14 protein-coding genes are annotated in these 17,174 nt (G+C 65.4%); 10 read left to right on the top strand and 4 right to left on the bottom strand.

Features of this window, described 5'->3' with window-relative positions:
* Positions 1 to 5 precede the first annotated feature (5 nt).
* A complete protein-coding gene (locus CS1GBM3_RS03355) occupies positions 6 to 905 on the bottom strand; it encodes an aldose 1-epimerase family protein (RefSeq protein WP_072393573.1) in 900 nt (299 codons plus the stop codon).
* 207 nt (positions 906 to 1,112) lie between these two features.
* On the opposite strand from CS1GBM3_RS03355, the gene CS1GBM3_RS03350 reads away from it, so the two are divergent.
* Together CS1GBM3_RS03350 and CS1GBM3_RS03345 are read left to right on the top strand one after the other, a co-directional pair.
* On the top strand, positions 1,113 to 2,036 hold the full coding sequence (locus CS1GBM3_RS03350) for a porin family protein (protein ID WP_139247763.1): 924 nt from the start codon (positions 1,113 to 1,115) through the stop codon (positions 2,034 to 2,036).
* A gap of 265 nt (positions 2,037 to 2,301) precedes the next feature.
* A complete protein-coding gene (locus CS1GBM3_RS03345) occupies positions 2,302 to 2,496 on the top strand; it encodes a hypothetical protein (protein ID WP_072391373.1) in 195 nt (64 codons plus the stop codon).
* A gap of 59 nt (positions 2,497 to 2,555) precedes the next feature.
* Here CS1GBM3_RS03345 and rpoD read toward each other — a convergent pair whose 3' ends face one another.
* The 3 genes from rpoD to CS1GBM3_RS03330 all read right to left on the bottom strand — a co-directional run bounded on the left by rpoD (position 2,556) and on the right by CS1GBM3_RS03330 (position 7,434).
* A complete protein-coding gene (gene rpoD, locus CS1GBM3_RS03340; protein ID WP_072391370.1) occupies positions 2,556 to 4,538 on the bottom strand; it encodes an RNA polymerase sigma factor RpoD in 1,983 nt (660 codons plus the stop codon).
* 263 nt (positions 4,539 to 4,801) lie between these two features.
* Positions 4,802 to 6,808 (bottom strand): DNA primase, encoded by a 2,007-nt coding sequence (gene dnaG / locus CS1GBM3_RS03335; protein WP_072391368.1) that lies wholly within the window; start codon positions 6,806 to 6,808, stop codon positions 4,802 to 4,804.
* 179 nt (positions 6,809 to 6,987) lie between these two features.
* Positions 6,988 to 7,434: a GatB/YqeY domain-containing protein gene (locus CS1GBM3_RS03330; RefSeq protein WP_072391366.1), complete on the bottom strand. Its 447-nt coding sequence runs from the start codon at positions 7,432 to 7,434 to the stop codon at positions 6,988 to 6,990.
* Between the two features lie 86 nt (positions 7,435 to 7,520).
* Here CS1GBM3_RS03330 and CS1GBM3_RS03325 point away from each other — a divergent pair, with 86 nt between their 5' ends.
* The 8 genes from CS1GBM3_RS03325 to CS1GBM3_RS03290 all read left to right on the top strand — a co-directional run bounded on the left by CS1GBM3_RS03325 (position 7,521) and on the right by CS1GBM3_RS03290 (position 17,173).
* Positions 7,521 to 7,988, top strand: coding sequence for an SRPBCC domain-containing protein (locus tag CS1GBM3_RS03325; protein WP_072391363.1), 468 nt, complete (start codon positions 7,521 to 7,523; stop codon positions 7,986 to 7,988).
* 170 nt (positions 7,989 to 8,158) lie between these two features.
* The gene (carA, locus tag CS1GBM3_RS03320) at positions 8,159 to 9,361 is read left to right on the top strand and encodes a glutamine-hydrolyzing carbamoyl-phosphate synthase small subunit (protein WP_072391360.1); all 1,203 of its coding nucleotides are present in this window, start codon (positions 8,159 to 8,161) and stop codon (positions 9,359 to 9,361) included.
* Positions 9,362 to 9,499: 138 nt separating this feature from the next.
* On the top strand, positions 9,500 to 10,099 hold the full coding sequence (locus CS1GBM3_RS19715; RefSeq protein WP_072391357.1) for a hypothetical protein: 600 nt from the start codon (positions 9,500 to 9,502) through the stop codon (positions 10,097 to 10,099).
* A 102-nt stretch (positions 10,100 to 10,201) separates the two neighbouring features.
* Positions 10,202 to 10,843 carry a hypothetical protein gene (locus tag CS1GBM3_RS03310; protein WP_072391354.1) on the top strand — a complete coding sequence of 214 codons (642 nt, stop codon included), beginning with the start codon at positions 10,202 to 10,204 and terminating at the stop codon, positions 10,841 to 10,843.
* A gap of 138 nt (positions 10,844 to 10,981) precedes the next feature.
* The gene (carB, locus tag CS1GBM3_RS03305; protein WP_072391351.1) at positions 10,982 to 14,335 is read left to right on the top strand and encodes a carbamoyl-phosphate synthase large subunit; all 3,354 of its coding nucleotides are present in this window, start codon (positions 10,982 to 10,984) and stop codon (positions 14,333 to 14,335) included.
* 116 nt (positions 14,336 to 14,451) lie between these two features.
* The gene (greA, locus tag CS1GBM3_RS03300; protein WP_072393570.1) at positions 14,452 to 14,925 is read left to right on the top strand and encodes a transcription elongation factor GreA; all 474 of its coding nucleotides are present in this window, start codon (positions 14,452 to 14,454) and stop codon (positions 14,923 to 14,925) included.
* Positions 14,925 to 15,830, top strand: coding sequence for a class D beta-lactamase (locus CS1GBM3_RS03295; protein WP_171946416.1), 906 nt, complete (start codon positions 14,925 to 14,927; stop codon positions 15,828 to 15,830). The genes greA and CS1GBM3_RS03295 overlap by 1 nt, the downstream gene beginning before the upstream one ends.
* 92 nt (positions 15,831 to 15,922) lie before the next feature.
* A complete protein-coding gene (locus CS1GBM3_RS03290; protein ID WP_072391348.1) occupies positions 15,923 to 17,173 on the top strand; it encodes an MFS transporter in 1,251 nt (416 codons plus the stop codon).
* Position 17,174: the final 1 nt, after the last annotated feature.

Below are 17,174 nucleotides of genomic sequence, written 5' to 3'. Positions count from 1 at the left end.
AGCCCTCAGGAATCGCCCGCGTCCTCCGATCCTACAAGCTCGACGCCCATGCGCCAGCGGCGCCGCGCGCCGGGCGCGAGACGCACGATGCCGGGCTTGTCCCAGATCTCGCCCGTGAACCCCGCCGGGTCGGCATACCCCTGCCACGGCTCGACGCAGACGAACGGCGCGCCGGGCACAGACCAGAGACCGAGATGCGGGGTGTCGGGATAGGAGATCTTGAGCTTCGGCCCGTTGCCGGCGCCAAAGGAAAGCGAGGCCCCCGCGAGAGACGTGAACACCAGCGCGCCGTCGGTAAAAGCCGCGTCATCGAGTTGCAACACGCGCGCCCCGAGCTGAGACGGCCGCTCCGCAGACACCAGAAGCCCCTCGCGGTCAGGCCGGAAAATGGGCGCCATCTCGTCCACGTCGAACGTGATGGCATGATCGGCGCGGGCGGCACCGTAGGGCAGGGGCCAGCGGAACGCAGGATGGTAGCCGAAGCTCGCCGGCAGCGGCCCGTCGCCCGTGTTGGTGAGGTTCGCGGCAACGTCGAGCCGTGCGCCATCGATCTTGAAACTGAGATCGAGCACGAAATCGAACGGATAGACGGCGCGCGTCGCATCGTCGCTTGTGAGCCGCAGCGTCACGCCGTCCGCCTGCGTGGTCACGAGCGAGAAGGGCCGCCGCCGCGCGAACCCGTGCCGCGGCAACGCATAGCTCGCGCCCCCGACACGATACGTGTCGCCCGCGACCGTGCCGACGATGGGAAACAGGATCGGAGCCCGCCCCGTCCAGAACGCCGCGTTCCCGTTCCACAACAGGTCGCGCCCGTCCGCGTCGCGCAAGGCCCACAGCTCCGCTCCGAGCGGATGGATCTCGGCCGAAAGGCCAGTGCCGGAGATGGAGAGGATGTCGCTGCTCAAGATCCGAGCCTGCTTAATCTGATTACGCGTCGGCAGCATACAGACGGAGCCGCGGGTCCGTCACGGGCGGGAAAGCGACCGAGCGCCAACGGTTGCTCCATCGCCACAAACTGCACAGCAGTTCCCTCGGGTCGCGCGAATCGCGGCAAATAAGCTTGCGGCCCGTTCAGCTGGGCCGCGACCCCGCTGCAAAAAACACCCGAGCCGATGCGCCTGACATCCCTCCTGAGCCTTATGTGTGTCAGTGCGTTCCTGCTGCTTGCCGGAGTCGCCGCAACATTAGCGGAAGCGGACGGCCCCGCCGTCTCCGGCGTGAACGGCAAGCTCAGCCCATTCGGCGGCGGCATCGGCGCGGAGACGCTGGACGACGGCGCAGGCGGAATAGCCGGCAGCCTGACGTTGCCTGTCGCCCACTCCTTCGGCCTGCAACTCGACGGTGCCTACGCGCGCTTGAGCGATGATGATTTCGCCAACGCAGGCGCGCATCTCTTTTGGCGCGATCCGGATGTCGGCCTGGTCGGGCTCTACGCGGGCTACGCCTGGCTCGACGAAAGCGGCGGGCAGGAGGTGGGGCGCGTCGGGCTCGAACTGCAACGCTTCATCCATCGCATCACGCTGGACGGCGCGCTCGGCTATCGGTTCGGCGACATCGACGATGACCTCTACGGCCGCGCCAAGCTCGATTACTATCTGACCGACGATCTAATGCTGTTCGCCGGCTACAGCTATGAGGGCCTGGGCTTCGCCACCGTCGGCGCGGAATATCAGTTCGCATCGAGGGAGCGTGTCGGCACGGCTCTCTTCGCCGAAGCCTCCCTCAACGACAGCAGCGACTATGGCGTGCTCGGAGGGCTTCGCGTGTTCCTGGGCGAGGACATGAGCCTGATCGGCCGACACCGCCGCCAGGACCCGCCGAGCTACACCATGCAGGACATGCTTGCGGTGGCGCAGGCTGCCGCGAAAGCCCAAAGCCGCCGGCCCGGCAGCGAGCCGCGCCCGGTTTGTCCGGTGACGACATGCCTCGCGCCCGACGACCCCTGCGCGTGCCCCTCGGGTTACGAGAAGCGCGCCGTGTGCGGGAACACGTGCCAGGTCGCCGGCGGAGGCGGCTGCCAAGGCTGGGGATGCTAGCGGGCAAAGCGACAAGAGGCGCGCAAGCGGACGCACGCTTCCGTTTTCGACATCGCGGTCGTCCTCCTGCCGCGGATCGAGCAAAACTTCGACATACCGACGTCACGCTTCCTCAGGACATCACGAGCGGCGTGAGGTCTGTTTCAGCGGTCTGCAATGATTTGATGGACTGTGAGATTTCGTAAGGTTTCTGCCACAGCAGCGCCGTTGCGATGCCATTTCCGGCTCCTACATCCTCCTAAGCAGTAAACGCGGAGGACAATCGATGCAGACGACAAGCGCTTTCACATCGGCCAACGCCCAGGTTCGCGACGAGACGTACAAGGGTATCATCGAGCAAGCGAAGGCCCAGGCGCGCCGCTACGCGGCGCTCGATACACGGGAAGGGCGCACCGCCGCAGTCGCCGTTCTTCGCTTCGCGAGGAGCCTCCGCGCCCGCCAGGCTCGGCTGCGCGCGTAGCCTGCGTTACTCGGCGAAAACGAAAACCCCCGAGCATCACTCGGGGGTTTTTTATGAGATCAGTTATCCAGGAAGCTCCGCAGCTTTCGGCTCCGGCTCGGATGCTTGAGCTTCCGCAGCGCCTTGGCTTCGATCTGGCGGATACGCTCGCGCGTCACCGAGAACTGCTGGCCGACTTCTTCCAGCGTATGGTCGGTGTTCATGCCGATGCCGAAGCGCATGCGCAGAACGCGCTCCTCGCGCGGCGTCAGCGATGCCAGCACCCGCGTCGTCGTCTCGCGCAGGTTGGCCGCGATCGCCGCCTGATCCGGCAGCACCGCGTTGCGGTCCTCGATGAAGTCGCCGAGGTGGCTGTCCTCCTCGTCGCCGATCGGCGTTTCGAGCGAGATCGGCTCCTTGGCGATCTTGAGCACCTTGCGCACCTTCTCGAGCGGCATGGCGAGCTTCTCGGCCAGCTCCTCGGGCGTCGGCTCGCGGCCGATCTCGTGCAGCATCTGACGGCTCGTGCGCACGATCTTGTTGATCGTCTCGATCATGTGCACGGGGATGCGGATCGTGCGCGCCTGGTCCGCGATCGAGCGCGTGATGGCCTGACGGATCCACCACGTGGCGTAGGTCGAGAACTTGTAGCCGCGGCGGTACTCGAACTTGTCGACGGCCTTCATGAGGCCGATGTTGCCTTCCTGGATGAGATCCAGGAACTGCAGGCCGCGGTTCGTGTACTTCTTGGCGATCGAGATCACGAGGCGGAGGTTGGCTTCCACCATCTCCTTCTTCGCCTGGCGAGCTTCGCGCTCGCCCTTCTGCACGGCCTTGACGATGCGGCGGTACTCGGTGATCTCGAGACCGGTTTCCGTCGCGAGCTCGTGGATCTCGCGGCGGATCTGCTCGATCGTCGGACGCTCGTTCTTGATCAGGTTGCCCCACTTCTTGCCGCTGTCCGCGACGCGGTCGAGCCAGGTCTGGTCGAGCTCGTTGCCGAAGTACTCGTCGATGAAGGTCTGGCGCGGCACGCCATAGCTGTCGGCGAGACGCATCAGCCGGCCTTCGAGGCCGACGAGACGGCGGTTGATCGAGTAGAGCTGCTCGACGAGGCTCTCGATGCGCGCGTTGTTGAGCGACAGGCTCTTGACGTCGGTGATGATCTCTTCGCGCAGCTTGTCGTAGGCCTTCTGCTGCTGGCGCGAGCCGGATTCGCCGGCGACCTGCTGCTCGAGCTTCTTGTCCTGCTGCTTGCGCAGCTTCTTGTACGTGCCTGCGATGTTGTCGAAAGTCTCAAGCACCTTGGGCTTGAGCTCGGCTTCCATGGCCGCGAGCGACAGCGCGTTCTCGAACTCGTCGTCGTCGTCGCCGCCGCCTTCGCTCCCGCCTTCAGCGGGGGCTTCCTCGCCCTCGGCACTCTCTTCCTCGCCGTCGGCAACGGCCGGCGGCGCCTTCGCCTCGGGGCCCTCGTAGGTGGCCTCGAGATCGATGATGTCGCGCAGCAGAATCTTGCCTTCGTTGAGCTCGTCGCGCCAGATGATGATGGCCTGGAAGGTGAGGGGGCTCTCGCAGAGCCCGGCGATCATCGCCTCGCGGCCGGCTTCGATGCGCTTCGCGATGGCGATCTCGCCCTCGCGCGACAGAAGCTCGACTGAGCCCATCTCGCGCAGGTACATGCGAACGGGGTCGTCGGTGCGCTCGGCGGGCTCGGCACGCGTCTGCGAGGTTGCAGGCAGGCCGCCCGGCGCCAGCACGGAGCGGTTCTCGTCCTCGTCGGCGTCAGGAGCGGCCGCGTCGGCGCCCTCCTCGCCTTCCTCGGTCTCGACCACATTGATGCCCATGTCGGACAGCATGGCCATGGTGTCCTCGATCTGATCGGGAGACACCTCGTCGGAGGGCAGAACGGAATTCAGCTCGTCGAGCGTGACGTAGCCGCGGGCCTTGGCCGTCTTGAGCAGGCGTTTGACCGCCTGATCGGAGAGGTCGAGCAGCGGGCTGTCGCGCTCTGCGGGCTCAGCCGTCGCGGTGTCTTGCTCTTCGTTCTTTGCAGCGTTTGCCATGTGTCTCAACCGTCGCCAAAGAGTGAGGGACTGGCGCTTCGGGAGCGCCTCATCGTTTCAAATTGAGACCCCGTCGGCCATCTGGCCGCGGGGCGCTTCATGCCGGGTGGCGAAAGCCAGACCGACGTATCGAGCAGGGTCGGCAGGAGCCGCAGGATTGCCGAACGCATATCGAGACGGTCCCCGGGTCCTATTGGGATCGGGGCTCCGCCTTGAACTGGCCGAGCAGGTCGCGGTTCCGAACGTGGCGCTCCCCCTGTTCCTCAAGACGTATAACCCGAGCCAGCAGCTTCATCGTAAATGTCAGCGCCGCTGACGAGCTCGAGCTGCCGCTTGAGATCGCAGATGCGCGCAAAAGACGCCTCACTGCGATCTTCGTGCCAAGCCTGCTCTGCCGCTTCAAGCGATCGCTGCAACCCTACATGCCGATCATGCATCGCGAGGGCGTGGCGCCAGCCATCTTCCACCTCGGTGCGCCCGGCGTCGGGCTCTGCAAAGCGATCGCACTTGTGCGAAACGGCGCGTTCGACAAGGGTCAAGACCTTGCCGATACTGGATTTGTTCAAGTGGGTTCGAAGGGTTTCCGTGTCAAGTGAATTATCGATCGCTTGGGCCGAAAGGATCTCGTCCCGTAGCCGGGAAAGCGCAGTCGAGGTGAACGGCAACTCGGCGATGGCTTCGGCCTGTTCCTCGATCAGCCAGGGGTGATTCAGCAGCACTTTGAGCAAAAGGGCCTCGCGGTAGGGCGGCAGCCCGCTCTCGCCGGCAACAAGGGAGCTTTTTCTCAGGCTGGAGCTGGCGTTAACCCTTTCGGTCGCCGACCCGAGGCTCGGCGGAAAAGCCCGGCCCGCCGGGCCCCGCCGCCCGGGCGCCGGGGCCCCGCCGCCGGAGCGGCCACCCGCAAAGCCGGCCGGGCGCGACCACGAGGACCCACTCCGATAGCCGCCTGCACGTCCCGCCTGCGACCCTTGGCCTCCCGCCGTTTGGGGAGAGCCACCCTGCCATCCCCAGGCCGCTGCGAGCTTCTCACCGATGGCCCGGCGATAGTGGGCGCGCACACTCTCGTCCTCGATGCGGGAAATGAGGTCCCGGAGGGCCTTTTCGAGCCCCGCCCGCCGCTCCGGCGTCGACCAGTCGCCGTGTCCCCATTCGCGCTCGAAGAGCACGTCGACGAGGGGACGCGCGCGGCTGAGGCAAGCATCGAGGGCGGCCGGGCCCTGCTGGCGGACCAGATCGTCGGGGTCGAGGCCGTCGGGCAGGAAGGCGAACATCAGGCTGGAGCCGGGCTTCAGGTGCGGTAGCGCCGTATCGACCGCCCGGAATGCAGCCCGCTTGCCGGCGCTGTCGCCGTCGAAGCAAAGGACCGGCTCGGCGGTCATGCGCCACAGGAGCTTGAGCTGATCCTCCGTCAGCGCCGTGCCGAGGGGGGCTACGGTCTCCGTGAAGCCCGCCTCCGCGAGCGAGATCACGTCCATGTAGCCTTCGACGGCGATCACGCGCTCTTTGTCGTGCGCCGCCGGGCGGGCCCGGTGCGCATTGAACAGGAGATGCCCCTTGTGAAAGAGCGGCGTCTCGGGTGAGTTCAGATATTTGGCGTTCTGATCCGGGTCGAGCGCGCGGCCGCCGAACGCAACGATGCGGCCCCGGAGATCGGCAATCGGAAACATCACGCGATGACGAAAGCGGTCGTAGGCGACAGGAATGTCGTCACCTGCGATCAGCATGCCGGACAGCGTCATCTCCTCGAGCGTGAAGCCCGCTTTCGCGAGATGCTCCTTGAGCGCCGAGCGCGAATTGGGCGCATAGCCGATGCGGAAAGCCGCGAGCGTCTCGCGCTTCAACCCGCGCTTCTCGATGTAGCGGCGCGCGTCGGCGCCCCCGGTTCCGGCAAGAGACGCCTCGAAAAACTTGGCCGCCGCTTCCATGAGCGCCAGCAGCCGCTCGCGCTGGTCCTCGCGCGCTTCGTCGCGTGCGTCGGGCTTCGGCAGCGTCACGCCCGCTTCCTGCGCCAGCCGTTCGACGGCTTCGGGAAAGCTCAAGCCCTCGGTGGCCATGACGAACTTGAAGATGTCACCGTGCTCGCCCGAGGCGAAGCAGTGGTAGAAGCCCTTCTGGTCGTTGACGAAGAACGACGGCGTCTTCTCGACCTTGAACGGCGACAGCCCCGCGTACTCGCGCCCCTTGCGCTTGAGCTGGACCTTGCGTCCGACGACCTGGCTCACAGGGAGCCGGGCGCGGATCTCGTCCAGGAGCTGCGGCGAATATCGCATGTGCGATCAGCAGGCCTTACAGAGTTGCCGAAATAATCAGGAGTTACTGTCGGTTATTCCGTGAGCCTTCCTGTAAGCCCAATTTACGCGATTCGCGTATGGACCTGCCCGCGCAGCGAACTCGCATGGCGGTTATGAGCACAATCCACAGGGGCGACCGGCAGAGACTTCCGCTGCCTCTACTTCAGCAGCTCCTTCACGACGCCGCTTGCGCGGCCGAAGTCCATCTGGCCGGCAAAACGCTCCTTCAAGGCTCCCATGACACGGCCCATGTCCTTCGGACCCGCTGCACCGAGTTCGGCGATCAGCGCTGAAACGGCGGCCTTCACCGCGGCCTCATCCATCTGCTTCGGCAGGTAGCCCTCCAAGACGGCGATCTCGGATTTCTCCTGGTCCGCCAGATCCGTGCGGCCTGCCTTCTCATACGTCGCAATGCTCTCTCGGCGCTGCTTCACCATCTTCTGCAGGATCGCCACGACCTCGGCATCGCCCACCTCGACCGGCGGGCCGCCGACGCCAAGCTCGCGATCCTTGATGGCGGCCGTGATCAAACGCAGCGTCGTGAGCCGAGCCTTGTCGCCCGACTTCATGGCATCCTTGACGTCCTGGGTGATGCGCGCGCGCATTGGGAGAACCTTTCTCAGCCGCAAATCGTTGGGCCGCTATATAGGACGGTTACGATCCGAGCGCGAGGGAAGCTGGCCTGAACCCGATGACTGAGATCCGCCAAGGCAGAACCGACAGCGCTTCGCGCGTCCTCGCGGCGTCACCGGACACCATATACCAGGCCCTCGTGGATCCGGCCGCCGTGGCTGCGTGGCGTCCGCCCGCGGGTATGAGCGCCCGAATCGACGTCTTCGAGCCCCGCGAAGGCGGCCGCTTTCGTATGGCGCTCCTGTATGAGACGGGCGGGAGCGGCAAAACAACTGAGAACGCCGACGTGGTGGAGGGCGAGTTCGGCGAGCTGGTGCCTGGCGCGCGGGTGGTCGAGCGTGTGCGGTTTGTGAGCGATGATCCGGCTTTTGCGGGCGAGATGACGATCACGACCAGCCTGACGCCGGTCGCGGGCGGCACCCGCGTGGCCGTCGTCTGCGAGAACGTGCCGACCGGCATCAGCGCGGCCGACCACCAGGTCGGCTTGGCCTCCACCCTGGCCAATCTCGCGACGTTCACCGAATGACAGGTTGCGAAAGCGCGTCGCGCCCCCATTTCTTGACGCGCAAGAGCACCTCGCATAGGGTCCGCCGCGATCCATGGACCCCGGCTACGAGCAGCCTCTCTTGCGCGTCTGATACGCGCGCGAGCCCGGCCCGCGCGAGCCCAGCCCAGTACCAGAGCCAAGAGCCGCCGATGACAGCCACGCCCGCGCCCTGGACCGAGACGCCCCACACGGCCCGCCTCGTGCTCGACGATGGCACCGTGATCACCGGCGTTGGCCTCGGCGCCACCGGCAAGGCGGTCGGCGAGGTGTGCTTCAACACGGCCATGACCGGCTATCAGGAGATCCTGACCGACCCGTCGTATGCCGGCCAGATCATCACCTTCACGTTTCCGCACATCGGCAACATCGGCACCAACAGCGAAGACACCGAGACTTCGAACCTCGCGTCACGCTCGGGCGTGCGCGGCTGCGTGCTGCGCGCCGAAATCACCGATCCCTCGAACTACCGCGCCGCTGCGCATTTCGATGCCTGGCTCAAACAGCGCGGCATCATTGCCATCACGGGCATCGACACGCGCGCCCTGACCGCCTGGATCCGCGAGAAGGGCATGCCCAATGCCGTCATCGCGCACGAGCCGTCGGGCAAGTTCGATATCGACGCATTGAAAGCAGAGGCCAAGGCGTGGCCGGGCCTGTTGGGCCTCGACCTCGTGCCGGACGTGACCAGCGGCCAGAGCTACACCTGGGACGAGACGCGCTGGGTCTGGGGCAAGGGCTACGGCCGTAACGAGAGCCCGGACTTCCACGTCGTCGCCATCGACTACGGCCTGAAGCGCAACATTCTGCGCTGCCTGGCGTCCGCCGGCTGCAAGGTGACGGTGGTGCCCGCCACCACCAAGGCCGAGGACATTCTCGAGCGCAAGCCGGACGGCGTGTTCCTTTCGAACGGGCCGGGCGACCCGGCCGCGACCGGAGAATACGCCGTGCCGGAGATCAAGAAGCTGGTCGATTCAGGGCTGCCGATGTTCGGCATCTGCCTGGGCCACCAGATGCTGGGCCTCGCGCTCGGCGCCAAGACGCGCAAGATGCATCAGGGCCACCACGGCGCCAACCACCCGGTCAAGGACCACACCACCGAGAAGGTGGAGATTACATCCATGAATCATGGGTTTACGGTCGACCGCGAGACCCTGCCGAAGGGCGTCGTCGAGACCCACGTGTCGTTGTTCGATGGCACCAACTGCGGGCTCGAGCTGGAAGGCCACCCGGTTTTCTCGGTCCAGTATCACCCGGAGGCCTCTCCGGGTCCGCAGGACAGCCACTACCTGTTCGACCGTTTCGTTAACAAGATGCGCGAGCGGCGCGGGGTGCCGCTCAAGTCGGAGCGTTAATCCCCCCGCCAGCAAGCATTAAAGCTAAGAAATCTTCCGGTCTGCGCATCGACTTTTTCCCGGCGCGACGTATAGGATGCGCGCCAACAAAAAATGAGCAGCGCTCATACAAAGCAAAACCGGGAGTAAAGACGTCCGATGCGCAGATTGTTCTTTGCCGTGTCAGCCCTGGCCCTTGCGGCGCCCGCCGCCCCCGTCGCCGCGTGCGACGGCAAGGCCGAGGTCGAAGCAGCCTTCGTCAAGCAGCAGAAGCAGCCCTGGCGCACGGAGGTTGAGACGCCCGGCCAGGACGGCTCGCCTCAGCTTCAGCAGTTCGATTTCCAGCCGCCGGATAGGATGTACCGCAAGGCGACATCCGGCGGCGAAAGCATCGAGACCATCGGCATCAGCAAGTGGGCCTGGAGCAATCTCGGCAGCGGAGCCGGCTGGGAAGAGCTGCAGCCGATGCATTCGCGCGTCGTCACTCTGCAGGTACAGGAAGCCTTCATGCCGCCACGCGTGACGGCAGATTTCAAATGCCTCGGCACCGTGACCTTCGAAGGCAAGAGCTACCGCGGCTATCAGACCACGCCCGAGAAGGTCGAGACCGGTCAGGTGCTGGCACGCACGATCTACATCGATCCGGAAACGGGGCTGCCGGCCTTTAACATCGTCGGTGCGCCGGACGGCAGCGGCGAGCCCGTCGTCAGGGGCGCCTTCAGCTATCCGGCCGACATCGATATCAAGAGCCCGTTCTAACGGGCCGCTGCGGGAGCGCCTTGCGAACAGGCAGGCGCACACCCCATCATGAGAGAGAAAAGAGGACCGCGTCCCGCGCCGGCGCGGCCATGGAGGAAACGAATGCGCTTGAAGTCTGGTCTCATCGCTCTTGCCGCGGGTATAGTCGCAGCCTCGCCCGCGCTGGCGGATTGCTCGACGGAGGTTGCGCTCGCGGTCAATTCTCAGGGCAAGCAGAAGTTCATCCGCAAGGAAACCAACATGATCACCGAGGCGGGCCCCGCCAAGATGGTGGTCGAATACGCGACACCTGACCGGATGCACCAGTCGTTGACGCCGCTGACCGAGGGCAAGGCCGTGGAAAGCATCGTCGTCGGCGACAAGGCCTGGACCAACGGCGGCGATGGCTGGAAGGAGGCGTCCAAGCACGAGACCGACCAGCTCATCCAGTTCATGATCACAAGCGTCGCGCAGGTCTACCAGGAAGTCGGCAAGTTCGAGTGCGTCGGCACCGAGACCATCGAGGGGCGCGAGCTGCGCGGTTATCGCGGCCTCGACGAGCCCCCTCCGGGCCCTCCGGGCAAGAAGGCGGAGCCGACCACGAAGAACGAGGCGGTGCGCATGGTTTATCTCGACCCGAAGACCGGCCTTCCGGCCCGCAGCATCTTTGCGCGCCAGGGTTTCCTCGACAAACCGATCTTCCAGGAGGTCTATTCGTACCCCGATAAGATCGAGATCGAGCCGCCGAAGGACGTCAAAAAATAGCGGCGCGAACCCTGTAATCTCACTGTCATCTTCCGAGGGTGCCCGCCGGCACCCTCGATTGCTGTCCGGGTTGGAGAACAGGCCGCAGCCCGAGGGCTATAGCCAAACCGGGAAGGCTCGAATAGAACCGCCGTCGCCATGCCCAAACGCACAGATATTGACGCGATCCTCATCATCGGCGCCGGCCCCATCGTTATCGGCCAGGCGTGCGAGTTTGATTATTCCGGCACCCAGGCGTGCAAGGCGCTGAAGTCCGAGGGATACAGGATCATCCTGGTCAACTCGAATCCGGCGACGATCATGACTGATCCGGAGCTGGCGGATGCAACCTATATCGAGCCGATCACGCCCGAGATCGTGGCTAAGATCATCGCCGAGGAGCGCCGTCAGCGCCCTGACGAGAAGCTCGTGCTGTTGCCGACCATGGGTGGGCAGACGGCGCTCAACACGGCGCTCGCTCTGGAGAAGCAGGGCGTGCTCGCCGAGCACGGCATCGAGCTCATCGGCGCGCGCGCCGAGGCCATCGACAAGGCTGAGGACAGGAAGCTGTTCCGCGAGGCCATGGACCGCATCGGGCTCGAGAGTCCGCGCGCGGCCATTGCCTCCTCGCCGCCGATCAAGGACGCGAACGGGTACATCACCGGCTACGACACGCAGGTGGGCTTCGCCGAAGCCATGCGCGCGCTCGACGAGATCGGCCTACCTGCCATCATCCGTCCCGCCTTCACGCTCGGCGGCACCGGCGGCGGCGTCGCCTACAACCGAGAGGAATTCGAGCAGATCGCCCGCTCCGGCATCGACGCCTCGCCCGTCGGCCAGATCCTGATCGACGAGAGCCTGCTCGGCTGGAAGGAGTATGAGATGGAGGTCGTCCGCGACAAGGCGGACAACTGCATCATCATCTGCTCCATCGAGAACATCGATCCGATGGGCGTGCACACCGGCGACAGCATCACCGTCGCGCCGGCGCTGACGCTGACCGACAAAGAATATCAGATCATGCGTGACGCCTCGATCGCGGTGCTACGCGAGATCGGCGTCGAGACCGGCGGCTCGAACGTGCAGTTCGCGGTCAACCCCGACACCGGCCGCCTCGTCGTCATCGAGATGAACCCGCGCGTCTCGCGCTCCTCTGCGCTGGCGTCGAAAGCAACCGGCTTCCCGATCGCGAAGGTCGCAGCCCGTCTCGCCGTGGGCTACACGCTCGACGAACTGGAAAACGACATCACGGGCGGCGCGACGCCCGCCTCGTTCGAGCCGACCATCGATTACGTCGTCACCAAGATCCCGCGCTTCGCATTCGAAAAGTTTCAGGGCGCCGACACCACGCTCACGACCGCCATGCGCTCGGTGGGCGAGGCCATGGCCATCGGCCGCACGTTCGCCGAAAGCCTGCAGAAGGCCCTGCGCTCCATGGAGACCGGGCTAACCGGCCTCGACGACGTGGAACTCGAAGGCCTCGGCGGCGGCGACGACAAGAACGTCATTCGCGCCGCGCTGGGCCGTCCCACGCCCGACCGCATCCTGAAAGTCGCGCAGGCGCTGCGCCTCGGCGTCGAGCCCGAGCAGGTGCATGCCTCCTGCAAGATCGACCCGTGGTTCATCGACCGCATCGAGGAGATCCTGGACGTCGAGGCGCGCGTCAAAGCGCACGGGCTTCCGCAATCGGCCGAGCACTTCCGCTTCCTGAAGGCGATGGGCTTCTCGGACGCGCGTCTCGCCAAGCTCGCCGGCAAGACGGAGGCGGAGGTGCGCGCGGCGCGTCACGCGCTCAATGTGCGCCCCGTCTTCAAGCGCATCGACACCTGCGCGGCGGAGTTCGCTTCGCCCACCGCCTACATGTATTCGACGTACGAGCGCGGATTGACCGGAGACCCGGTGTGTGAAGCCGCGCCGTCCGGCCGCGAGAAGATCGTGATCCTCGGCGGCGGCCCGAACCGCATCGGTCAGGGCATCGAGTTCGACTACTGCTGTTGCCACGCCTGCTTCGCGCTGACGGCCGCGGGTTACGAGACCATCATGGTCAACTGCAACCCCGAGACCGTCTCCACCGACTACGACACGTCGGATCGGCTCTACTTCGAGCCGCTGACGGCCGAGGACGTGCTCGAGATCATCCAGCGCGAGAAAGACAATGGCACGCTGAAGGGCGTCATCGTTCAGTTCGGCGGCCAGACGCCGTTGAAGCTCGCGAGCGCGCTCGAGGAAGCGGGCGTGCCGATCCTCGGCACATCGCCCGACGCCATCGACCTCGCCGAGGACCGCGACCGCTTCAAGGCGCTGATCGAGAAGCTCGGCCTCAAGCAGCCGGAGAGCGGCATCGCCGCAACCCCGCAGGAAGCTGCCGAGATCGCCGAGCGCGTGAAATTCCCGGTCGTCATCCGCCCCTCGTACGTGCTCGGTGGCCGCGCCATGGAGATCGTGCACGATCGCGCCGAGGTGGACCGCTACATCACGCGCCTCTCCGCGACGCTTGATCGTCCGTCGGAGCTGGTGGTCTCTGCCAAGCGTCCGCTCCTGATCGACCGCTATCTGGCGGATGCCACCGAGGTCGACGTCGATTGCCTCTCGGATGGCAAGGACACTTTCATCGCCGGCATCATGGAGCACATCGAGGAGGCGGGCATCCACTCGGGCGATAGCGCCTGCTCGCTGCCACCCTATTCGCTCTCGCCGAAGATCATCGCCGAGCTCGAGCGCCAGGCGCGCGAGATGGCGCTGGCGCTCGGCGTCGTCGGCCTCATGAACGTGCAGTTCGCCATCAAGGACGATGAGGTCTACGTCCTCGAGGTCAACCCGCGCGCCTCGCGCACGGTGCCGTTCGTCGCCAAGGTGATCGGCAAGCCGATCGCTGCCATTGCCTCCGAGATCATGGCCGGCAAGCCGCTCAAGGACTTCGGCTTGAAGCCGGCGCACATCGAGCACGTCGCCGTCAAGGAAGCCGTGTTCCCGTTCGCCCGCTTCCCGGGCGTTGACCCGATCCTCGGCCCCGAGATGCGCTCGACGGGCGAGGTGATGGGCGTCGACCGCGATTTCTCGATCGCCTTCGCCAAGAGCCAGCTCGGTGCCGGGCAGAAGCTGCCGACCTCGGGTACCGTCTTCGTGTCGGTCAAGGACGCCGACAAAGACCGCATCGTCGCTCCCCTGAGGGAGCTGGTCGAACTCGGGTTCAAGGTGATCGCCACCCGCGGCACGCGCCGGCACCTCGAGGCCTACGGCGTACAATGCGAGGTTGTGAACAAGGTCCTGGAGGGCCGGCCGCACATCGTCGACGCCATGAAAAACGGCGACGTGGCCTTGGTCTTCAATACAACTGAGGGCGCAAAAGCTGTGTCCGACAGCAAGGACATCCGGCGCACGGCCTTGCTTCACCACATTCCGTATTATACAACCTTAGCCGGTGCGGTCGCCGTGACGCGCGCGATTAAGGCGCTCAAGGCCGATATCCTCAAGGTGGCTCCATTGCAGGCCTACGTCGGCCGTCCTTCTTGAGACGATTGGGCCTCGTCAGGCGTTATCCCGCGACCAAGTCCCATTAGTATGCAGGGATCAGACGAACTAGGGTGCTGGCTCATGGCCAGGCCCATTGGGAGACTTTAGCGATGTCGATGGAACGTGTCCCGATGACGATCGAAGGCTTCAAGACGTTGGAGGCGGAGCTGCATCGTCTGAAATCGGAAGAGCGTCCGCGCATCATCCAGGCTATCGCGGAAGCCCGCTCGCACGGCGATCTGTCGGAGAACGCCGAGTATCACGCCGCCAAGGAGGCCCAGGGCATGAACGAGGCCAAGGTCGCGGAGCTTGAGGACAAGCTGTCGCGCGCCGAGGTCGTCGACACGACGAAGCTGTCCGGCGCCTCGATCAAGTTCGGCGCCACCGTGTCTCTCGTCGACGAGGATACCGAGGAGAAGGTCACCTACAAAATCGTGGGCGATCTCGAGGCCGACGTGCGTTCGGGCAAGATCTCGATCTCAAGCCCCATCGCGCGCGCGCTCATCGGCAAGTCGAAGGGCGACACGGCCGAGGTGACGACGCCCAAGGGCGCCCGCTCCTACGAGATCCTCAAGGTCGAATGGAAGTGATGGCACGAGCGGCCGCGGGGGGCTTTCCACCGCCGGCCGCAATGCCGTCCGGTCTTTCGTCGCAACTTAGCCTCGACAGGCGCCGCGTGCTCGCAGGTATGGCCGCGCTGCCGCTTGCGGCATCCGCCTGGCCGCGCCGGCTCGCGGCTGCCGCCGCAACCTCGCCGACCGATGTCGTCCTTGCGCCGGGCCTGACGCGTCTCTTCCACGAGGCCAGCGAAAAGGGCGTCGTGGCCTTCGCGAGCGGCGAGGGGCGACGCGCCATCGTCTCGGATTTCGATCGCGCAATGGTGGCATTCCCGCCAGCCTCCACGTTCAAGATCCCGAACACTGTGATCGCGCTCGAGACGGGCGTGGCGCAGAGCCTCGACGATCCGGTGTTCAAGTGGGACGGCGAGGTGCGTTCGATTGGCGGCAAGCCGGTCGAAGCCTGGAACCGCGACCAGACGCTGCGCGAAGCGTTCCGCAACTCGACCGTCTGGGTCTACCAGGAGGTTGCACGCAAGGTCGGGCCCGAGCGCATGGCGCGCCTTGTTGAAGCCTTCGACTACGGCAACCGCAGGGTCGGCGAGATCGACCGGTTCTGGCTGACGGGTCCGCTCGCCATCTCCGCGCTCGGCGAGATCGATTTTCTCGGCCGCCTGCACGCCAGGAAGTTGCCGGTCTCCGCGCGCGCCCAGGCCCTCACACGCGAGGCCATGGTGCTGGAGACGACCGATAGCCACGTTCTTTCAGGCAAGACGGGCTGGGCCTTCGAGCACAAGATCGGATGGTTCGTCGGCTGGATCGAAGCGCAAGGAAGGGCCAGGCCGTTCGCGCTGAACCTCGATGTCGCGGGGCCGGGCTCGCTCGCGGCGCGCACCGAGATCCTGAAAAAAGCCGCCCGGCAGATCGGCCTGCTCTGAGCGCACATGTGACCTTGTTCACCATTCAAAAGGCTCTGCGGGAAGAGCAGAACAGCGGCCACCGCCGCGGATAAAATCAAGAGGTCCCCTTCGTGGACACCAGCGTTTCGTCAGCAGTCCCCCCGCCGCCGTCGGCATTCACGTTCAGGGCTTTCCAGCTCTATTGGCTGGCGCGGTTCTTCAATGGGTTCGCGACACAGATCGTCTCCGTCGCCGTCGGCTGGCAGATCTATGACGAGACGCAGAACGCTTTCCTCCTCGGCCTCGTGGGGCTCGTACAGTTCGCGCCTGCCATCGTCTTCGTCCTCGTCACGGGCACCGTTGCGGATCGCTACAATCGCCGCGCCGTCATGGCGATCAGCATCGTGCTCGAAGCCCTATGCGTGGCCGCGCTCGCAGCGTTCTGGATCCTGCACGCGGGCCGCGTTCAGGAGCACGGCGTGGTCTGGCCCGTCTTCGTGATCCTGACGCTGTTCGGCGTCGCGCGCGCCTTCATGACGCCGGCCATGCAGTCGCTGTTCGCGAACCTTGTGCCGCGCGAGTCCTTTGCAAATGCCGTGGCGTGGAATACGTCGGCCATGCAGGCGTCCTTCACCATCGGCCCGGCCATCGGCGGCCTGCTGTACGGCATCTCATCGCTCGTGCCGTATGCCGTGGCATTCGCTATGTTCGTCATCGCTGCGGTTATGACGATCCTGATCCCGAAGCCGCCGCAGAAAACGAGTTCTGAGCCGCGCTCGATCGAGACCATGCTGGCGGGCTTCAGTTACATCCGCTCGAACCCCGTGGTACTGGGCGCCATCTCACTCGACATGTTCGCCGTGCTGCTCGGTGGTGCGACGGCGCTGCTGCCCGTGTTTGCGCGCGACATCCTCGAGGTTGGCCCGTGGGGGCTCGGTTTCCTGCGATCGGCCGCGGGCATCGGCGCCCTGTGCATGGTGGTCTGGCTCGTCCGCCACCCGATCCCGGATCACGCCGGCAAGGTGATGTTCGCGGGCGTCGCGGTCTATGGCCTCGCGATCCTCGTCTTCGGCCTCTCGACGACGCTCTGGATCTCGCTGCCGGCATTGTTCATCATGGGCGCGGCTGACATGGTGAGCGTCAACGTTCGCGCCTCCCTGATCCAGCTCGCCACACCCGACGAATTGCGCGGGCGCGTGACGGCGGTCAACAGCGTGTTCATCGGCGCTTCGAACGAGGTCGGTGAATTCCGCGCCGGCACCATGGCCGCTTTGATCGGAGCCGTGCCCGCGGTCGTTATCGGCGGTGCCGGCACGCTCGCCATCACCGCGCTTTGGGCTCGCTTGTTTCCTGATCTCTACAACAAGCGCAAGCTGACCTGAC

Origin of the sequence: Hyphomicrobium sp. CS1GBMeth3 (assembly GCF_900117455.1) — a bacterium.
Classification (GTDB): domain Bacteria; phylum Pseudomonadota; class Alphaproteobacteria; order Rhizobiales; family Hyphomicrobiaceae; genus Hyphomicrobium_C.
This window is presented reverse-complemented; position numbering and strand designations above follow the sequence as displayed.